Genomic DNA, 19,379 nt, shown 5'->3' with positions numbered 1-19,379 from the left:
CACGCCGCACGCTCAGGCGCGGCACGCAGGAACAGGCGGGCACGGCCAGGCCGCGCCGGTGGGACTCAGGCGCTCGGCGGACGCGGCAGCCGCGGCAGATCGGGGTCGGGCAGCGGGGCGCCGGCATAGCGCGGCGGTCCGGCGCGGCCGCCCCAGGCGGCCAGGCGCAAGGGAGATGCCGGCAGCAGTTGCTCGGCAAGGTCGGCGCCGGGCTGCCACTGCGGCTCGGCGGCTTCGGAAGCGGGTGACGGCTCGCCCGTTGCGGCGGTTCCGGCAGCGTCGTCGTTGCCGATGCCGGCCGCTGGCGCGGCCGACATCTCGCCGGTGGCCACCACGGCGTGCGCGAACGCTGCCGCCCAGCCCGGCAGGGGCAGGAAGGCCAGCATCATGACCAGCAGGAGTAGCCGGAGGGAGCGCACGAAGGGGGGACGGTTTATCGGTAGATGTGGAAGGAATTCTACAGGATGCGGCATGGCGCAGGCGCCGCCCGCAGGGCCCGTCGCACGCCGGCGTCACCCGTTCAGTAAGTGCTGCATCTGGCACCCTGACAAGACCTGCCGGACTGGCCTACACTATCACTAACCCTGTAGTAGTTACAGGGTACAAAGCGAGGACCATGGATCATGCGCATCGGCGAACTCTCCCGTACCAGCGGCTGCGATGTTGAGACCATCCGCTATTACGAACGCGAAGGCCTGCTCGACGCGCCGCGGCGCGAGGCCAACGGCTATCGCCGCTATGACGACGGCCACCTGGTCCAGCTGAATTTCGTGCGCCACTGCCGCTCGCTCGGCATGGGCCTGTCGGATGTACGGCGGCTGCGTGAGTTCGAGCGCAATCCGTCGCAGGACTGCGACGACATCAATACGCTGCTGGACCGCCAGATCGCGCAGATCCATGCGCAGCGGGTGGCGCTGGAGGCGCTTGAGGGGCAGTTGCGCGCGCTGCGCGAGACCTGCCACCACCACCAGCCCGCCAGTGAGTGCGGCATCCTGCAGAACCTGCAGCAGGCCGCGGCCGGCGCGGCCTGTGAATGCCATGCGGGCGCGCACGAGGCCGGGCATGCTGCCAACGGGTGAGGCGCGCAGGCGCGTCGCTGTGCTACGATGGCTGTTCCCGTGATCGCACCACTGCGGTGCACGGGCCCCGGCGGCAGCGCAGCCAGTGAGCGATGTAGTGAGCAACGACTTACGCGGCTCGCCTGTTCAGAGAACCATCCGCTGCCCCTTATCAAACATTCTGCATGACCATGACTGATCGCCTGACGCCGATGCCCGATGCGCCTGTCCGCCTGATGCGGACCGGCCGCGCGCACGCGTGCGCGATCGCCACGGCCAACATCCTGCCCCAGCGCGCCACGCGCGCAGTCTCTCCCCGCCGGATCAGCGCACCGCCTGATTCCGCCCGGTTCCCAGCCTGATTCGTCTCCATAGCGGGGCCCGGGCCGAACCGGGCCCGAGCCAGCGTTTTCAGTTTTTCCGGCCACTGCCGCAAGGCCCGCGCCGGATTCGTTGATGTCCGCGCTGCCGCGCAAACGCCATACCTGCCAGACCTGACCGCCGCCGCCTGCCATGCTGGCCGGGCCGCGCCAACCACCTGACTGCCGGAGGACCCGCCATGACGGCCACCAAAACGAATACCGCCACCCTGTACCTGACCGAACTCGACGTGACCCGCCTGGAGCGCATCGCCAGCCGCGCCGGCTCGGCGCAACTTGAGGACATGCTCGACAGCTTGCTGGCGCGCGCCACCATCGTCGCGCCCGAAGAGATCCCGACCGACGTGGTCACCATGAACACGCGCCTGGTCTGCAACCTGCCGGGCGAGCAGGCCCCGCGCAACTGGACGCTGGTGTACCCCGACGCGGCCGACTTTGATGCCGGCCGCCTGTCGGTGCTGTCGCCAGTGGGCCAGGCGCTGCTGGGCGCGCGCGCCGGCCAGACCGTCAGCTACCGGCTGCCCGACGGCCGCGAGCAGCAGGTGAGTGTCGCCGGGATCGCGTTCCAGCCGGAAGCCAGCGGCCAGTACACGCTTTGAGCCGCATCCCGGCCGCCTGAGGCGTGCTGCCGGGGCCACGCCGGCGCGTCATGCGCCGCGTGTGCCTGGCGATCCATCGACACCATTCATCGGCAAGCCAGTCGTTTCACGACTCGCAACGCACCATTCGTCGCAGCGGTATTTCTGCTTGCGTGGACTGTGACTAATCTTCAGTCCGTGCTCGCATCGCAACATAGATTGCAGAGCGGCCGGAGTCTCATCCCGGTCCATACAAGAAAGAACGACGAAATCAGTTGAAGGAGTCCCAAATGATCGCCAGACGTATCCTTGGCGGCGCGCTCGTGTTCGCGGCTGTCGCCGCGTCCGCTGTGGCGTTGGCTGCCCCCGCTGCCAGCAAGGTTGGCAAATTTGATGTGTATGCCGATGCGCTGAAGGCCGGCAAGTACGATGTGTATACGGACGGCGCCAAGCAAGGCAAGTTCGATACGTACACGGACGGAGCCCGCACCGGCCGCTTCGACCCGTACTCGGAAGGTTCGCGCCGCGACGGCAAGTTCGACAGCTTCACCGAAGGCTCGCATAGCTTCAGTGGCGAGATCTCCAAGCAAGGCAAGTTCGATACCTTCAGCGAAGGTACGCACACCTTCACCGGTGATATTGCCGATCGTGCGCTCGACAATTCCCGCTCGGGTGACGGTTCCCTGTACGGCTATCGCGTCTGATCCTCGTAGGTCTTCCCAAAGACCTCGTGCGGCCACTGCGGTGGCCGCAAGTTTTCTCTCCCGCCTGCCCGGCTGACCTCCTCCTCCTTCTCTCTTCGCCAGGCAGGCGCTTTTCTCTTCCGTCGGCTCGTGACCGCGTCAGCACGCAGGCATGCCCCTCATGCCGAAGGCGGCTGCATGGCGGTCGCGTCGTGTCCGGGTTCCGGCTGCGCGCGCGGCAACCTGCGCGCGATCGCTGCATAGAGCAGCGGCACTGCCAGCGTACCCAGCACCGTCGCACCCAGCATGCCGCCCAGCACGCCGGTGCCGACCGCCTGCTGCGCACCCGCGCCCGGGCCGGTGCTGATCGCCAGCGGCACCACGCCCAGCACAAAGGCCAGCGAGGTCATCACCACCGGCCGCAGCCGCTGGCGCGCCGCGCGCGTGGCGGCCTCCACCGCGCCCATGGTGCCCGCACCGCTGCGCCGCAACTGCTCGGCATATTCGACGATCAGGATCGCGTTCTTGGCCGCCAGCCCCATGATCACCACCACGCCCACCTTGAAGTAGACGTCGTTGGGCATGCCGCGCAGCCAGATCGCCGCGGCCGCGCCCATCAGGCCGGTCGGCACGATCGCGATCACCGCCAGCGGCAGGGTCCAGCTTTCATACAGCGCCACCAGGCATAGGAAGATAAACAGCAGCGACAGCGCGAACAGCCACGGCGCCTGCGTGCCGGTCTGCTCCTGTTCGAAGGCGCGCCCGGTCCAGCGCACGTCGTATTCCGGCCCGAGCTCGCGCACCAGTTCGGCCAGCCGCGTCATCGCCGCGCCGGTGGTGTAGCCCGGCGCCACCTCGGCATTGATGCGCACCGAGCTGAAGCCGTCGAAGCGCTCGAGCGTGACCTCGCCGCGTCCCCATTCCAGCGAGGCGAACGCGGCCAGCGACACCATCGCGCCCTGTGCGTTGCGCACGTGCACGCGCGCGAGCTGATCCGGCCGCATGCGGAAGGGCGCGTCGGCCTGCAGGATCACGCGCCGCACGCGGCCCTCGCGCGCGACTTCGTCGATATAGCGCGAGCCCAGCGTGGCCGACAGCGTGTGGTGCACGGTATCGGCATCGACGCCGAAGGCCTCGGCCTTGCGGTAGTCGATCTTCAGGTCCAGCGCGGGCACCGGCTGGCCGGTGGTGGCGCGTACCTCGCCCAGCACCGGGTCTTGTCTGGCGCGCTCAAGCAGCTTGTCGCGCGCGGCGAAGAGCGCCTCGCGCCCCACCGGCTGGCGCGCCACCAGGCGCATGTCGAGGCCACCGATGCTGCCCAGTTCGGGCAGCGCCGAGCTGTTGTACGCAAACAGCTGCGCCGCGCCGCGTCCCGGCCAGGTTTCCAGCCCGGCCGACAGCCGCTCCAGCACGGCCTGGGCCGTGTGCTTGCGCCCGCGCGCCTTCCAGTCGGTCAGGCCGATAAACAGGCTGGCGCGCTGCTCGCCGCTGCCGCCGCTGGACCAGCCCAGCACGGCAAAGCTCGAATGCACCGGGTAGTGCTGGTCGCGCATCCATTGTTCCAGCCCGGCAACCAGCCGGCGCGTGTCGGCCTGCGTGCTGCCGGCGGGCAGCTCGACATCGACCACGATCTCGCCGGTATCCTCTTCCGGCAGGAAGCCGCTGGGCATCTTCCACAAGGCGTAGCCGCATGCCAGCGTCAACGCCAGGTAGACCGCCAGCCAGCGCAGCCGCCTGCGCTGCAGCGCCTGCACCCAGCCGGCATAGCGCCCGGTGAAGGCGGCAAAGCGCGCATCGAACCAGGCCAGCGGCCCGCGCGCCGGCGCCGCGCTGTGGCGCAGCAGGCTGGCGCACATGGCCGGCGCCAGCGTCAGCGCAAAGAACAGCGAGAACGCGATCGACACCGCCAGCGTCACCGCAAAGTGCCGGTAGATCACGCCCACCGCGCTGCCGAAGAACGCCATCGGCACGAACACCGCGCACAGCACCAGCGTCACCGCCACCAGCGCGCCCGAGACCTCGCGCATCGAGCGCGCCGCGGCCTCCATCGCGCCCACGCTGTCGGTGCGCATGATGCGCTCGACGTTCTCGACCACCACGATGGCGTCGTCCACCAGGATGCCGATCGCCAGCACCACGCCAAACAGCGTGATCACGTTCAGCGACAGCCCCAGCGCGTACAGGCAGGCGACCGTGCCCAGCAGCGATACAGGCACCACGATGCATGGGATCAGCGTCGCGCGCAGGTTGCCCAGGAACAGGTACAGGATCAGGAACACCAGCACCGTGGCTTCGACCAGCGTCAGCACTACGCGCGAGATCGACGCCTGGACGAAGGTGGCGCCGTCATACGATATCTCATAGCGCACGTCGCCCGGAAAGCCCTTGCTGGCGGCATCGAGCGCCGCGCGCACGGTGCGCGAGGTCTGCAGCACGTTGGCACCGTCGGCCAGCTTCAGCCCGATCGACGCGGCATTGCGCGTGTTGAGCGTGGAGCCGTAGCGATAGTCGCTGGCGGCCAGCTCCACCCGCGCCACGTCGCGCAGCAGCACGGCGGAGCCGTCGGTGGCCGCGCGCACCACGATGCGCCCGAACGCCTGTGCATCGCTCATCGGCGCGGGCGGGCGCACGATCGCCTGGAACGGCTGTCCCGGCACCGCAGGCGCGGCGCCCAGCTGGCCCGGCGTCACGTTGCCGTTGCGCGCGCGGATGGCGGCCTCGACCTCGGCCGTGGTCAGGTTGAAGGCATGCAGCTTGTCGGGATCGAACCAGATCCGCAGCGCGTATTCGGCGCCATACGGTTCGGCCTTGCCGATGCCGGGCAGGCGGCGCAGGAGCGGCAGCACCGAGCCGGCGGCAAAGTCGCCCAGCGCGGTCTCGTCCAGCTGCCCGCTGCCGGACACCAGCGACACGTACATGAAGGCGCTGCTGCTGGCCTGGTCGACATAGACGCCGCCGCGGCGCACCGCCTCGGGCAGCAAGGGCTCGGCCTGCGCCACGCGGTTGCGCACGTTGACCTGCGCCAGCTGCGGGTCGGTGCCCTGGCGGAAGCCCAGCGTCACCGTGGCGGTGCCGCCCTCGCTGCTGGAATCCAGGTAAAGCAGGCCGGGGATGCCATGCATCTGCTGCTCCAGCACCGCGGTGACGCGGTCCTCCACCGTGCGCGCGGACGCACCCGGGTAATCGGCATAGATGATCACCGTGGGCGGCGCCACCGCCGGGTACTGGGCGATGGGGATGCGGTTCAGGGCCACCAGGCCCGCTACCACGGTCAGGATGGCCAGCACCCAGGCAAACGCCGGGCGCTTCAGAAAAAACGACGCCATGTCAGGTCAGGGCTGGCACGGGCGCACGGCAAGTGAAGATCGGCCGTGGCTCCGGTGCGGTTGGAACGGAACGGCTTGGGTGTGGAGACGCCGCAAGGCTCAGCGGCAAGAGGCGGCAAGTCGCGGCAAAGCTGGGCCGATGTTGCTGATGGTGCCGATCTGGCCGCGGGTCGGGTCGCCTGTCGGTCAGGGGGCGCGTGGCCCGTCGACCGGGGCCGGCGTGCACCGCGGCGCTTGCAGGGGTCCTGTGGGGAGAACCCGGCGCTGCGGCAGGAAGGATCGGTGAGGATCGACGCCGGCGACTGGCCGTCGTCATGCGGCCTTGCCGGCGATTATAGACAGGGAACAGGGTCCGGACAACGCAAACGTCACATTGCCGACACCCCTCAGACGTCGGGGGTGGAGTTCGCGCTTACAGGTCGCGCGAGGCGAAGGTATCGCACTTGCGGATATCGCCGGACTCAATGCCGCGCCGCAGCCAGCGCACGCGCTGCTCGCTGGAGCCGTGGGTAAAGGCCTCCGGCACGACATAGCCCTGCGACTGGCGCTGCAGACGGTCGTCGCCGATCGCGGCGGCGGCCTTCAGGCCTTCTTCGACATCGCCAGGCTCCAGCAGCTGCTGGTTGGCGCGCTGCGCGGTGGCGGCCCAGACACCCGCCAGGCAGTCGGCCTGCAGTTCCATGCGCACCGACAGCTGGTTGGCCTGCGCCTCGCCCATGCGGCGGCGCGCGCTGTCGACCTTGTCCGATACGCCCAGCAGGTTCTGCACATGATGGCCGATCTCGTGCGCGATCACATAGGCCTGGGCAAAGTCGCCGCTGGCGCCGAAGCGCTGGCGCAGCTCGTCATAGAAAGCCAGGTCGATATAGACCTTCTGGTCGCCGGGGCAGTAGAACGGGCCCATCGCCGACTGGCCGGTGCCGCAGGCCGTGGGCGTGGCGCCGGAGAACAGCACCAGCGTGGGGGGTGCATAGCGGCGGTTCAGCTGGGTTTCAAAGATGTGTTGCCAGGTGCGCTCGGTATTGCCCAGCACCTTGCGCGTGAACACCGTCATCTGATCCGTCGCCGGCGGGCGGTTCACCTGATGCTGTTGCTGCTGCTGCGGGCCGGAGCCTTGCAGCACCGAGGCGCCCTGCATGATCAGCATCGGGTCGATGCCGAAGAAATAGGACGCTGCCAGTGCGATGACGATCGTGCCGATGCCAATGGTCTTTGGCCCGGCGCCGAACCCGCCGCCGAATCCGCCGCGGCGGTCTTCAACGTTCTGGCTTTCGGCTTCGTCATCTAGGCGCATGGGGGCTCCGGGATTGGGGGGGGTTGAGTTGCAGGGGGTGGCAATCAGTATAGCAATCCGGGGGTTGGTGCTGCTTCCGCCATCAGCCAGCCGCATCCAGGCGCACAACAAAAAAACACCACCCACTCACCCTGGAGACGGGCAACGCAGGCGGTGTGCGGCAAAACAAAGAAACCGGGTTTGCACCCGGTTTCGTCATGACCTGAACGTTCCGGGACGGGAACGCAACAGCGCAATTACGCCAAAGCAGCCTCACGCGCAGCCGGTGCGGTTGCCACCGCGCTGGCGCCAACTTCAGCCACGCGCAGCAGGTTGGTAGTCCCGCCTTGCCCGAACGGCATCCCCGCAGCGATGGTGATCTGGTCACCCGGCACGGCATAGCCTTCGGCCACCGCCGCGCGGGTGGCGGCTTCGACCATTTCATCCACGCTCTGCACATCCGGGCTCACGGTGGAGTGGACGCCCCAGGCAATGGCCAGGCGGCGAGCGATTTCCAGGTTCGGCGTGATGCTGACGATCGGCGCGCACGGCCGCTCGCGCGCGGCGCGCAGCGCGGTGGCACCCGAGGACGTGTAGGTCACGGTCGCGGCGGCGCCGATGATCTGCGTGACTTCGCGCAGCGCCGCGCAGATGGCATCCTGGCGCGTGTTCAGCGGGGTCTCATGCTGGGCATCGAGCAGATTGCGGTACAGCGGGTCGCGTTCCACCTCGGTGACGATGCGGTTCATCATCGACACCGCCGGCACCGGGTAGCGGCCGTTGGCCGACTCGGCCGACAGCATTACCGCGTCGGCGCCTTCATAGATGGCGCTGGCCACGTCCGATGCTTCGGCGCGGGTCGGGACCGGCGAGTCGATCATCGATTCCAGCATCTGCGTGGCGATCACCACCGGCTTGCCCAGCTGGCGGCACACGCGCAGGATGCGCTTCTGCACGCCGGGGACGCGCTCGGGCGGCAACTCCACGCCGAGGTCGCCGCGCGCCACCATCACGGAATCGGACACGCGCACGATCTCTTCGAGTTGCTGCAGCGCGGCCGGCTTCTCGATCTTGGACAGGATGCCGGCACGGGTGCCGACGATCTCGCGCGCTTCGACGATGTCGGACGGGCGCTGCACGAACGACAGGCCGATCCAGTCAGCGCCAAGCGCCAGCGCGAAGTCCAGGTCCTTGCGGTCCTTCTCGGTCAACGCGGGGATGGGGATCACGGCGTCGGGCACGTTCACGCCCTTGCGGTCGGACAGCGTGCCGTTGTTGACCACGCGCGTGGTGATGGTGCCGGTGGTCACCGCTTCGATCGACAGGCGTACCTTGCCGTCATCGATCAGCAGCGACTGGCCCGGCTGCGCGGCGGCGAACAGTTCGGGGTGCGGCAGGTAGACGCGGGTGCCGTCGCCCGGGGTGGGATCGCTGTCGAGCACGAACACATCGCCCGCGCGCACCGCGACCTTGCCGGCGGCGAAGGTGCCGATGCGCAGCTTGGGGCCCTGCAGGTCGGCCAGGATCGCGATCGGGCGGCCGGTCTCGGCCTCGATCTTGCGCACGGCGTCGTAGCGCGCGCGGTGGTCTTCGTGCGTGCCGTGGCTGAAGTTCAGCCGGAACACGTCGGCGCCCGCCTCGAACAGTTCGCGGATCACCGCGATGTCGGTGCTTGCGGGTCCAAGCGTGGCAACGATCTTCGCTTTGCGCTGGCGTCTCATGATGTCTCCTCTTCCATTCTCGGACGGCGCGCCACGTGGCGCGCCGGGTAATGCTGTTCAGGTGAACGACTGCTTCGGTACGGCGGTACTGCGCTGGCGACTGCAGGCCTACACGATCAGGATGGCGCGGAAGTCATTCACGTTGGTGCGGGTCGGGCCGGTGACGATCAGGTCGTCCACGCCGGCAAAGAAGCCGTAGCCGTCGTTGTTGTCCAGGTGCGCGCGCGCCGACAGCCCGCGCGCGGCGGCGCGGGTCAGGGTGTCGGGCGACAGCAGCGCGCCGGCATTGTCCTCGGAGCCGTCGATGCCGTCGGTGTCGCCGGCGATCGCGTGCACGCCGGCCAGGCCGTCCAGCGCCACCGCCAGCGCCAGCAGGAACTCGGCATTGCGCCCGCCGCGGCCCTTGCCGCGCACGGTCACGGTGGTCTCGCCGCCGGAAAGGATCACGCAGGGCTTGCTGAAGGGCTGGCCGTGCTGCGCGACCTGGCGCGCGATGGCGGCGTGCACTTCGGCCACTTCGCGGGCTTCGCCTTCGATGCAGTCGGACAGGATATGGGCCTCGTAGCCCAGTGCACGCACGCGCGCGGCCGCGGCTTCCAGCGATTGCTGCGCGGTAGCCAGCGTCACGTTGCGGTGGCCCTCGAAGCGGGCATCGCCGGGCTTGGGCGTTTCGCCGGCGCCGCTTTCCAGGTGGGCGCGCACGTTGGCGGGGACTTCAATGCCGTACTTGGCGATGACGGCCAGCGCGTCGGCGCAGGTGGTCGCGTCGGGCAGCGTCGGGCCGCTGGCGATCAGGGTCGGGTCATCGCCGGGGATATCGGAAATCAGCAGCGTCTCGACGCGTGCCGGTGCGCAGTGCAGCGCGAGCCGGCCTCCCTTGAGCGCCGACAGGTGCTTGCGCACGCAGTTCATCTCGCCGATGCTGGCGCCGCTGCGCAGCAGCGCCTTGTTGACGGCCTGCTTGTCGGCCAGCGTCAGGCCGGGTGCTGGCGCGGCAAGCAGGGCCGAGCCGCCACCGGAGATCAGGCACAGCACCAGGTCGTCGGCGGTCAGGCCCTGCACCAGTTCCACCATGCGTTGCGCGGCGCGCGCACCGGCTTCATCGGGAACGGGGTGCGCGGCTTCCACCACTTCAATGCGCTGGCACTCGGCGCCATGGCCATAGCGCGTCACCACCAGGCCCGACAGCTCGCCTTGCCAGTTCGCCTCGACCGCCTGCGCCATCGCGGCAGCGGCCTTGCCGGCGCCGATCACTACCGTGCGGCCCTTGGGCGGCGTGGGCAGGTGCGGCGGCAGGCAGTGGCTGGCGCTGACGGAAGCGACCGCGGTATCGAACAGGTCGCGCAGCAACGCGCGCGCTTCGGACTGTCCGGGATGCGCTGCGGCGCGCTGGGGCGAGAGCAGGGCGGCTTGAGGTTCGGTGGCGAGCATGAAAAGTCCTGGTGCTGACGGGGAAAGCTAGTCGTCCCCGCAGGGCGGGGACGACTTGGTTGCTGCTTACTTGGCGATCTGGTGGTTAGACATGATCTCGATCGCGCGGCACAGGGCCGAATGGTCCTGCTTGCCCAGGCCGTTGGCGGCGCAGGTATTGAACAGCTCCTGCGCGGTGGCGGTGTTGGGCAGTGCCACGCCCAGGGCCTTGGCACCCTGCAGCGCCAGGTTCAGGTCCTTCTGGTGCAGCTCGATGCGGAAGCCCGGGTCGAAGGTGCGCTTGACCATGCGCTCGCCGTGCACTTCCAGGATGCGCGAGGCCGCAAAGCCGCCCATCAGCGCCTGGCGCACCTTGGCCGGATCGGCGCCCGCCTTGGAGGCGAACAGCAGGGCTTCGGACACGGCCTGGATGTTCAGCGCGACGATGATCTGGTTGGCCACCTTGGTGGTCTGGCCGTCACCGTTGCCGCCGACCAGCGTGACGTTCTTGCCCATCAGGTCGAACAGCGGCTTGACCTGGTCATAGGCTTCCTGCGGGCCACCGACCATGATCGTCAGCGAAGCGGCCTTGGCGCCCACTTCACCGCCCGACACCGGCGCGTCCAGGTACGAGGCGCCCAGCTTGTTGATGCGCGCGGCGAAGTCCTTGGTGGCGATCGGCGAGATCGAGCTCATGTCGACCACGATCTTGCTGTGGCTGGCTTCCTTGCCGGCGGCCTTGAACGCGGCGGCCACGCCCTTTTCGCTGAACAGCACGGCTTCCACGTGCGGGGTGTCCGGCACCATGATGACGATGATGTCGGCACGCTTGGCGACTTCCTCGGCGCTGGTGCAGACGGTCACGCCTGCATCGACCAGCGCTTGCGGGGCCGGGTTGACGTCATGCACGAACAGCGTGTGGCCGGCGGCGCGCAGGTGGCCCGCCATCGGTGCGCCCATGATGCCCAGGCCGATGAAGCCGACGTTGCGTTGGTTTGCCATGTTGATGTCTCCTTGAATGAGATTAAGTCTGTCTTGGTTGGCGTAGGTGGTAACCCGTTACTGCACGCCGTGTTCGGCGCGCCAGCCCAGGCCGGCTTCGGTGGTGGTCTTCGGCTTGTACTCGCAGCCGATCCAGCCCTTGTAGCCGATCTCGTCCAGGAACTTGAACAGGAAGTGGTAGTTCAGCTCGCCGGTCCCCGGTTCATTGCGGCCCGGGTTGTCGGCCAGCTGCACGTGCTTGATCTTCGGCAGGTTGGCCTTGATGGTGTTGGCGATCTCGCCTTCCATCCGCTGCATGTGGTAGATGTCGTACTGCACGTACAGGTTGGGCGCATTGACCTGGTTGATCAGGTCCACTGCCTGCTGCGTGCGCGACAGGAAGAAGCCGGGGATGTCGAAGGTGTTAATCGGCTCGACCAGCAGGTCGATATGCTCGGCGGCGAGCGCGCTGGCGGCGAAGCGCAGGTTTTCCACCAGCGTTTCCTGGGCCTGCTCGCGCTTGACGTTCTGCGGCTGGATGCCGACCAGGCAGTTCAGCTGGCGCACGCCCAGCACCTTGGCGTACTTGATGGCCTCGCCCACGCCGTCCTGGAACTCGCCGACGCGGTCCGGGTGGCAGGCAATGCCGCGCTCGCCCGCTTCCCACTTGCCGGCGGGCAGGTTGTGCAGCACTAGATCCAGTTGGAAGCGGTTCAGGCGGTCAGCGATCTGGTCCGCGTGGAAGGCATAGGGGAAGAGGAATTCCACGCCGCGGAAGCCCGCGCGCGCGGCGGCTTCGAAGCGGTCGAGAAACCCCACTTCGTTGAACAGCATGGTGAGGTTGGCCGCAAGTTTAGTCATGAGTCTCTCCGGTTTAGTTGTGTTGTCGTTCTGCCGGTGCAGAACCGGTGATGCAGGGGCGCTGGATTTGCGCGGGCCGTAGCCCGCGCTTCCATGTTGGAATGGTGCTGCTTACGCCGTTTCCACTTCTTCCTTCAGGATCGCTTCCTCGATGTCCTCGAGGTCTTCGATCGGCTCGAACTCGTTGACGTTGTCGATCTCGGTGCCCATCGCGATATTGGTCACGCGCTCCAGGATCACCTCGACCACCACCGGCACCGAGAATTCGGCCATCAGGTCGCGCGCTTCGGCGAAGGCCGGGGCGATGTCTTCCGGCTTGAACACGCGGATCGCCTTGCAGCCCAGGCCTTCGACCACCTTGACGTGGTCCACGCCATAGCCGTTCAGTTCGGGCGAGTTGACGTTGTCGAAGGCCAGCTGCACGCAGTAGTCCATCTCGAAGTTGCGCTGCGCCTGGCGGATCAGGCCGAGGTAGGAGTTGTTCACCACCACGTGGATGTACGGCACCTTGAACTGCGCGGCCACGGCCAGCTCTTCGATCATGAACTGGAAGTCGTAGTCGCCCGAGATCGCCACCACATCCGAATCCGGCGAGGCGGTCTTCACGCCGATCGCGGCCGGGATGGTCCAGCCCAGCGGGCCGGCCTGGCCGCAGTTGATCCAGTGGCGCGGCTCATTGACCGACAGGAACTGCGCCGCGGCGATCTGCGACAGGCCGATGGTGCTGACGTAGCGCACGTCGCGCGGGAAGTACTGGTTCATCTCGCGGTACACGCGCTGCGGCTTGACCGGCACGTTGTCGAAGTCGCTCTTGCGCTGCATGGTGCGGCGGCGCTTCTGCACGTCGGCCACCCACGACTTGCGGCACGGCAGGCGGCCGGCCATCTTCATTTCGCGGGCAACTTCGACGAACAGTTCCAGCGCGGCCTTGGCGTCCGACACGATGCCCAGGTCCGGGCCGAACACGCGGCCGATCTGGGTGGGCTCGATATCGACGTGCACGAACTTGCGGCCCTTGGTGTAGACATCGACGCTACCGGTGTGGCGGTTGGCCCAGCGGTTGCCGATGCCCATCACGAAGTCCGAAGCCAGCAGCGTGGCGTTGCCATAGCGGTGCGAGGTCTGCAGGCCGACCATGCCGGCTTGCAGCGGGTGGTCGTCGGCCAGCACGCCCCAGCCCATCAGGGTCGGCACCACCGGCACGTTGACCAGTTCGGCGAACTCGACCAGCAGTTCCGCCGCGTCGGCGTTGATCACGCCGCCGCCGCACACGATCAGCGGGCGCTCGGCCGCGTTCAGCATCGAGATGGCCTTCTCGATCTGGGCGCGCGAGGCAGCCGGCTTGTACGGCTGCAGCGACTGGTAGGTGTCGACATCGAATTCGATCTCGGCCACCTGCACGTCGAACGGCAGGTCGATCAGCACCGGACCCGGGCGGCCCGAACGCATGATGTGGAAGGCTTGCTGGAACACTTGCGGCACCAGTGCCGGCTCGCGCACGGTCACGGCCCACTTGGTCACGGGCTTGGCGATCGATTCGATATCGACGGCCTGGAAGTCTTCCTTGTACAGGCGGGCGCGCGGGGCCTGGCCGGTAATGCAGAGGATGGGGATCGAATCGGCCCAGGCCGAGTACAGGCCGGTGATCATGTCGGTGCCGGCGGGGCCCGAGGTGCCGACGCAGACGCCGATGTTGCCCGGCTCGGCACGGGTGTAGCCTTCGGCCATGTGCGAGGCGCCCTCGACGTGGCGGGCCAGCACGTGGTTAATGTTGCCCGACTTGCGCATTGCCGAGTAGAACGGGTTGATTGCCGCGCCCGGCACGCCGAATGCCGTGGTCACGCCTTCCTTCTCCAGCACGGCGATTGCCGCGTCGATTGCTCTCATCTTTGCCATGATCTTGTCTCCAGTGATGGTGTGAATTCCGTTGGAGTCGATCCTATTCCCGCAGGCGGGGTGGGATAAACAGAAGGGAGATCAGTTGATTCGATACCTGGGGTACGCAATATCGCCTTGGAAGCCCGATCGGACGGTCGGCGGGGGTACGCCGGGGTACGCAATTGGATATGTGGTGTGACGGTGCGAGCACGCAGCGCAGCGGTGGGTACGGGCCGGCGCCGGCCGGCCGCCGCAGCGCAGTGCGGCAAAATGGCGGGATTCCTCGCCATCCGGGCCGACCATGTATTCCAGGCTGCCGTCTACCTACGAACTGCTTGAAGCGCTTGCCGCCGCCCCGCCCGGGCCGGCCGCCGACCATGCGGCGCAGGGCGGCCGCCTCGGGCGCGCGCTGTGGGTGGGCTTTATCGCGGCGCTGGTCGCGACCATCCTGAGCGGCGCGGCCCTGGCCGTCTGGCGGCTGTGGCTGAAGCACCCGGTGCCGCCGTGGTCGCTGCGGACCTTCGAGGCGCTGCTGGCCCTGTCCGCCGCCTGCTATGTCGGCGCCGGACTCACGCGCGCCGGCATCGTGCTGGCCAGGCTGCGCCATCCGCTGCGCTGGCAGGCCGCCGAGATGGACCGCCACAGCGTGGCCGAGGATGCGCTGCTGCGCCGGCTGGCGCGCATCCCGCCGCCGCAGCTGCAGGCGCGCCAGCGGCGCGTAGTGTTGCAACTGCGGTTGTGGGAAGGTGCTGCGCGCACCCTGGCAATGCTGCTGGCACTGGCGCCGGCCGCGGCCGTGGTGGCCGCGCTGCCGCGTCAGCAGGCCATGGCCGGGGCGCTGCTGTGGATCTACGGCGTGATGCTGGTGACCGGCGCGGCCTGCTACCTGTACCTGCATGTGCAATGCAGCCGCCCGCTGCGGCGGCTGGCCCATGTGCTGGGCGAAGCGGCCGAGATGAACGCGCAGGTCAGGGCGCGGGCGGCTCCGGGCGGCTGATTCCGCACCGGCGCCGGGTGACGCGGCGTGCCCCTGGCAGCGGCGCTGACGCGGCAGTATGCGGATGCCGCGATCCTGCCCATCAGCCGCGCAGGGATGTCACATCCCCGGGGATGCCGCACAATGGCGCCCGGGAGACGAATATCCGATGGACAAACTCAAGCAAATCGAAGCCTTTATCGCCGTGGTGGAGCACGGCAGCATGGCGGCCGCGGCGCTCACGCAGAACGTGACGCCGGTGATGATCGGCCGCCGCATCAACGCGCTGGAAGCCCGCATCGGCGTCAAGCTGCTGCACCGGTCCACGCGCCGCATTGCCGTGACCGAGCAGGGCGCGGTGTTCATGGAGCAGTGCAAGAAGGCGCTGGCCGACCTGGACCGCGCCGAGATGCTGATTGCCGAAGGCAAGCACAAGGCCACCGGCCACCTGATCGTTTCGGCACCGGCGGCGTTCGGGCGCAAGCACGTGGCACCGCACGCGCCGGCGTTCCTCTCGGCCAACCCGGAAGTGCAGATCTCATTCAACCTGACCGACCGCGTGGTTGACCTGGTGCGCGAAGGCTATGACGTCGGCATCCGCATCGGCGGCGCCATCGACCCGAACTTTGTCGCGATCAAGCTGGCGTCGAACAAGCGCGTGGTGTGCGGCACGCCGGCGTACTTTGCCAGGTACGGCGTGCCGCAGACGCTGGACGACCTGGCCCAGCACAACTGCCTGGCGTTCAACCTGCAGGGCGGCCAGCAGCGCGGCTGGTACTTCAGCCAGAACGGCAAGACCGTGACCGTGCGCGTCAACGGCAACCTGGACTGCAACGACGGCGAGTTGCTGCACCGCTGGACCGGCGAGGGCCTGGGCCTGGGCTGGCGCTCGACCTGGGAGATCCTGCCGCAGCTGGAGAGCGGCGAGCTGATCACGGTGCTGGACGAATACGCGCTGCCGGCCTACGACATCCTTGCCGTGTACCCGCAGCAGCGCCCGGTGCCGGCCAAGATTCGTTTCTTCATCGAGCACCTGAAGGCGCAGTTCGCGCGCCCGGGCTACTGGATGGACACGGCGGGCGGCAACTGAGGCCGCCGCCGAGCGCGATGCCGATCACAGCCTGGCTGGCCGACCTGGTGGTCATCGTGCACGGGCTGTTTATCCTGTTCGTGGTGGCGGGCGGACTGCTGGTATTGCGATGGCCGCGTGTCGCATGGCTGCACCTTCCCGCGGCGGCATGGGGCGTGCTGATCGAATGGTCCGGCTGGATCTGCCCGCTGACGCCGCTGGAAAACACGCTGCGCCAGGCTGCCGGGCAGGCGGGCTACAGCGGCGGTTTTGTCGAGCGCTACCTGTTGCCGCTGATCTATCCGGCCGGGCTTACGCCGGCGGTGCAACTGTGGCTCGGCGCGGTGGTGCTGGCGGTCAACGTGGCGGTCTATGTGCTGTGGTGGCGCCGACGGCCCCACCACTGAGCGCGTTGCTTCAGCCCGCCGGCTCGAAGCGCGGCGCGCGCTTCTGCATATTGGCCAGCACTGCCTCGCGCTGGTTGGGCGAGCCGACCAGCCGGTCCTGCTCATCGGACTCGGCCTGCAGGATGGCGGCATTGTCGCCGCGCTCCACCACCGCCATCAGGCGCTTGGCCGCACGGATCGCATCCGGGTTCTTCTGTGCCACCTGGCGCGCGGCTTCCAACGCCGCGGCGCGCGGGTCGTCGGCCAGGTAGGTGCCAAGGCCCAGTTCGCAGGCTTCGGTGCCGCTCAGCACGCGCGCGCTGTAGATCAGCTCGCGCAGCACGTCGGGGCGCACCAGGCCGCGCGTGAGCACCATGCCGGCCATGTCGGGCACCAGCCCCCACTTCATTTCCATGACCGATAGCCTGGCATCGGGCGCGACGTAGCGTACGTCCGCCCCCAGCGCCACCTGCAGCCCGCCGCCGAAAGCCACGCCGTGCACCGCCGCGAAGACCGGCACCGGCAGCTCGCGCCAGACCATGCACGCGTACTGCGGGCGATTGGACATGCCGTGGGTACGCTTGCCGAGGCGGCCCGCGCCGATGCTGTCGTTGTGGGATTCGCCGCCACCGTCCGACAACATGCCCGCCATGCTGCCCATGTCCAGCCCCGCGCAGAAGGCGCGGCCTTCGCCTGACAGGACCACGGCGCGCAGGTCGGGCATGCGCGCCAGTTGCTCGCCGGTCTCGATCAGTGCGTCGAACATGGCCTGGTCGAGCGCGTTCATCTTGTCGGGGCGGTTCAGGCGGACGTCGGCGACGCCGTCTTCGATGGTGACGAGGATACGTTCGTTGCTGCTGGCGCTCATGCGCTGGCTCCTTGTGATGTGGGTGCTCAACGGCCCTTGAACTGCGGCTTGCGCTTCTCCATGAAGGCGGCCACGCCTTCCTTGCAGTCATCGCTGCGGCTGGCACGCGACTGCAGCGTGGCTTCCACTTCGAGCTGCGCGGCCAGGTCGTTGTCGAAGCTCTGGTTGAGGGCTTCCTTGATCATGCCGTAGGCCATGGTCGGCATGGTGGCCAGGTGGCGGGCCAGCTTGCCGGCCTCGTCCTGCAGCGCGTCGTCGGCGTGGACCTTCCACACCAGGCCGATGCGCTGGGCCTCCTCGGCATCGATCTTTTCGGCCAGGATGGCCAGCGCGCGGGCGCGCATCTCGCCGGCATAGCGCGGCACGAAGTAGGTGCTGCCGGCGTCCGGGACCAGGCCGATCTTGGAGAAGGCCTGCAGGAAGCTGGCCGAGCGAGCCGCCAGCACCACGTCGCCCGCCAGCGCCAGGCTCATGCCGGCACCGGCGGCCACGCCGTTGACCGCGGTGACGACCGGCTTGGGCATCTGGCGCAGCGCCATGATGATCGGGTGGTAGCGCTCGCGTAGCAGCGTGCCGGAATCGGTGATGCCATCCTTGCCGCGCGCGGCCAGGTCGGCGCCGGCGCAGAAGCCGCGGCCCGCGCCGGTGATCAGCACGGCGCGCACGTCTGCGTCGCCGGCGGCGCGCTCAACGCCCTCGCGCAGCTCGCGCATCAGGTCGCCGTTCATTGCGTTGAGCACGTCCGGGCGGTTCAGGGTCAGCGTGGCCACGCCTTCGCTGGCTTGATAGAGGACGGATGCCGTCATGGGGGGTCTCCTGGTCTCGTGGTCGGTATTCGGTACGGTGATTTACTGCGGCTTCTTCAGCGCATCGGCCGAGGCGTCGCCCAGCTTGCTGCCGCCGTCGCAGTCGAGGATGGTGCCGGTGACGTAGTGCGCGTTGTCGCTGCTCAGGTACATCGCGGCATCGGCGATATCGTCCTTGGTGCCGTAGTCGCGCAGCGCCAGGCGGGCCTTGTAGCGCGCCTCCATCTCGGGCGTGGGCGCCAGCCGCGCCATGCCTTCGGTGTCGGCGATCGGGCCGGGCGAGATGCCGTTCACGCGCACGCCGGCCGGGCCCCATTCCATCGCCAGGCACTTGATCAGCATGTTGATGCCGGCCTTGGCGGCGCAGGCATGGGCCTGGAACATCATGGCGTTGACCGCCTGCGGCGCGGTGATGGCGATCAGCGATGCACCCGGCTTGGCCAGGTGGTCGAAGCTGGCGCGGAACACGTTGAAGGTGCCGAGCAGGTCGATATCGACCACGGTCTTGAAGGCATTGGCCGACATGCCGACCACGGGCGCGAGGAAGTTGCCCGCGGCGCCGGAGATCACCACGTCGATCGGCCCCAGTTCGTCCTGGGCGCGCGCGAAGGCCGCTTCCACGGCGGGATAGTCGCGCACGTCGGCGGCCATGCCGATGGCGGTGCCGCCGGCCGCGGTGATGGTGTCGGCGGCGGCCTGGATGCGCTCGGCGGTGCGGCTGATCAGCGCCAGCTTCGCCCCGGCGCGCGCGAAGCCGTGCGCGATGCCGAGGTTGATGCCGGAGGAGGCGCCGGCGACGAATACGGTCTTGCCGGCAAAGGCGTCGGGGCGGAAGGCACTGGGCATGGGAAGTCCTCTCGATCGATGGTCAGGCGATGCGGGCCGCGATCCGGCGTCAGGCAGAACCGTGGCGGGGCGAAATGCAGGGGAGGGCTAGCGCCGGCGGCGTGGCTGCACGGCAGGTATCGCGCGATGGCGCATGACGGTCTCCATGTTTCTGTTCTGGTGTGCGTCCGCCCCCGATGCTGCGGGGGCGGCGCCGGCCTCTGGCCTCTGGCCTCTGGCCTCTGGCCTCTGGCCTCTGGCCTCTGGCCTCTGGCCTCTGGCCTCTGGCCTCTGGCCTCT

At 68.4% G+C, this 19,379-nt stretch carries 18 protein-coding genes; 7 read left to right on the top strand and 11 right to left on the bottom strand.

What is annotated here, in order from left to right; translation table 11 throughout:
- Positions 1-65: 65 nt before the first annotated feature.
- Entirely contained in the window at positions 66-419 is a 354-nt protein-coding gene (locus tag AC1Q7H_RS15225) for a hypothetical protein (protein WP_249221211.1), read from the bottom strand.
- Between the two features lie 204 nt (positions 420-623).
- Here AC1Q7H_RS15225 and AC1Q7H_RS15220 point away from each other — a divergent pair, with 204 nt between their 5' ends.
- The 4 genes from AC1Q7H_RS15220 (at position 624) to AC1Q7H_RS15205 (ending at position 2,720) form a co-directional block, all read left to right on the top strand.
- Positions 624-1,079 carry a Cd(II)/Pb(II)-responsive transcriptional regulator gene (locus AC1Q7H_RS15220; RefSeq protein WP_013958354.1) on the top strand — a complete coding sequence of 152 codons (456 nt, stop codon included), beginning with the start codon at positions 624-626 and terminating at the stop codon, positions 1,077-1,079.
- 164 nt (positions 1,080-1,243) lie between these two features.
- A complete protein-coding gene (locus AC1Q7H_RS15215; protein ID WP_153954241.1) occupies positions 1,244-1,420 on the top strand; it encodes a hypothetical protein in 177 nt (58 codons plus the stop codon).
- 197 nt (positions 1,421-1,617) lie between these two features.
- Positions 1,618-2,037 (top strand): nucleoside diphosphate kinase regulator, encoded by a 420-nt coding sequence (rnk, locus tag AC1Q7H_RS15210; protein ID WP_010812155.1) that lies wholly within the window; start codon positions 1,618-1,620, stop codon positions 2,035-2,037.
- A gap of 269 nt (positions 2,038-2,306) precedes the next feature.
- The gene (locus AC1Q7H_RS15205) at positions 2,307-2,720 is read left to right on the top strand and encodes a hypothetical protein (RefSeq protein WP_013958352.1); all 414 of its coding nucleotides are present in this window, start codon (positions 2,307-2,309) and stop codon (positions 2,718-2,720) included.
- Between the two features lie 158 nt (positions 2,721-2,878).
- Here the strand turns inward: AC1Q7H_RS15205 and AC1Q7H_RS15200 are convergent, their stop codons facing one another.
- The 7 genes from AC1Q7H_RS15200 to gcl form a co-directional block, all read right to left on the bottom strand.
- A complete protein-coding gene (locus AC1Q7H_RS15200; protein ID WP_492381430.1) occupies positions 2,879-6,025 on the bottom strand; it encodes a multidrug efflux RND transporter permease subunit in 3,147 nt (1,048 codons plus the stop codon).
- Between the two features lie 412 nt (positions 6,026-6,437).
- The gene (ypfJ, locus tag AC1Q7H_RS15195; protein ID WP_013958350.1) at positions 6,438-7,319 is read right to left on the bottom strand and encodes a KPN_02809 family neutral zinc metallopeptidase; all 882 of its coding nucleotides are present in this window, start codon (positions 7,317-7,319) and stop codon (positions 6,438-6,440) included.
- 236 nt (positions 7,320-7,555) lie between these two features.
- On the bottom strand, positions 7,556-9,019 hold the full coding sequence (gene pyk / locus AC1Q7H_RS15190) for a pyruvate kinase (protein ID WP_013958349.1): 1,464 nt from the start codon (positions 9,017-9,019) through the stop codon (positions 7,556-7,558).
- 108 nt (positions 9,020-9,127) lie between these two features.
- The gene (locus AC1Q7H_RS15185; RefSeq protein ID WP_492381429.1) at positions 9,128-10,450 is read right to left on the bottom strand and encodes a glycerate kinase type-2 family protein; all 1,323 of its coding nucleotides are present in this window, start codon (positions 10,448-10,450) and stop codon (positions 9,128-9,130) included.
- 66 nt (positions 10,451-10,516) lie between these two features.
- Positions 10,517-11,431, bottom strand: coding sequence for a 2-hydroxy-3-oxopropionate reductase (gene glxR, locus AC1Q7H_RS15180; protein ID WP_010812149.1), 915 nt, complete (start codon positions 11,429-11,431; stop codon positions 10,517-10,519).
- A 57-nt stretch (positions 11,432-11,488) separates the two neighbouring features.
- The gene (gene hyi, locus AC1Q7H_RS15175) at positions 11,489-12,271 is read right to left on the bottom strand and encodes a hydroxypyruvate isomerase (protein WP_013958347.1); all 783 of its coding nucleotides are present in this window, start codon (positions 12,269-12,271) and stop codon (positions 11,489-11,491) included.
- Positions 12,272-12,382: 111 nt separating this feature from the next.
- Positions 12,383-14,167: a glyoxylate carboligase gene (gene gcl, locus AC1Q7H_RS15170; RefSeq protein ID WP_013958346.1), complete on the bottom strand. Its 1,785-nt coding sequence runs from the start codon at positions 14,165-14,167 to the stop codon at positions 12,383-12,385.
- Between the two features lie 283 nt (positions 14,168-14,450).
- On the opposite strand from gcl, the gene AC1Q7H_RS15165 reads away from it, so the two are divergent.
- The 3 genes from AC1Q7H_RS15165 to AC1Q7H_RS15155 all read left to right on the top strand — a co-directional run bounded on the left by AC1Q7H_RS15165 (position 14,451) and on the right by AC1Q7H_RS15155 (position 16,601).
- Complete coding sequence (locus tag AC1Q7H_RS15165) at positions 14,451-15,146, top strand: hypothetical protein (RefSeq protein WP_492381428.1); 696 nt, start codon at positions 14,451-14,453, stop codon at positions 15,144-15,146.
- A gap of 148 nt (positions 15,147-15,294) precedes the next feature.
- Complete coding sequence (locus AC1Q7H_RS15160; protein WP_010812145.1) at positions 15,295-16,215, top strand: LysR family transcriptional regulator; 921 nt, start codon at positions 15,295-15,297, stop codon at positions 16,213-16,215.
- A 17-nt stretch (positions 16,216-16,232) separates the two neighbouring features.
- Positions 16,233-16,601, top strand: a complete 369-nt coding sequence (locus tag AC1Q7H_RS15155) for a DUF2784 domain-containing protein (protein ID WP_492381427.1) — start codon at positions 16,233-16,235, stop codon at positions 16,599-16,601.
- Between the two features lie 10 nt (positions 16,602-16,611).
- On the opposite strand, the gene AC1Q7H_RS15150 is transcribed toward AC1Q7H_RS15155, so the two are convergent.
- The 3 genes from AC1Q7H_RS15150 to AC1Q7H_RS15140 are packed head-to-tail and all read right to left on the bottom strand — an operon-like array spanning position 16,612 to position 19,100.
- Positions 16,612-17,448, bottom strand: coding sequence for a crotonase/enoyl-CoA hydratase family protein (locus AC1Q7H_RS15150; RefSeq protein ID WP_492381426.1), 837 nt, complete (start codon positions 17,446-17,448; stop codon positions 16,612-16,614).
- A gap of 26 nt (positions 17,449-17,474) precedes the next feature.
- Positions 17,475-18,254, bottom strand: coding sequence for an enoyl-CoA hydratase-related protein (locus AC1Q7H_RS15145; RefSeq protein ID WP_153954247.1), 780 nt, complete (start codon positions 18,252-18,254; stop codon positions 17,475-17,477).
- Positions 18,255-18,296: 42 nt separating this feature from the next.
- Positions 18,297-19,100 carry an SDR family oxidoreductase gene (locus tag AC1Q7H_RS15140; protein WP_013958340.1) on the bottom strand — a complete coding sequence of 268 codons (804 nt, stop codon included), beginning with the start codon at positions 19,098-19,100 and terminating at the stop codon, positions 18,297-18,299.
- Positions 19,101-19,379 lie beyond the last annotated feature (279 nt).

Source organism: Cupriavidus sp. GW823-FHT06D04 (genome assembly GCF_058795055.1).
Note: the sequence above shows the minus strand (reverse complement) of the source record. Positions and strands in the feature narration are given on the sequence as shown.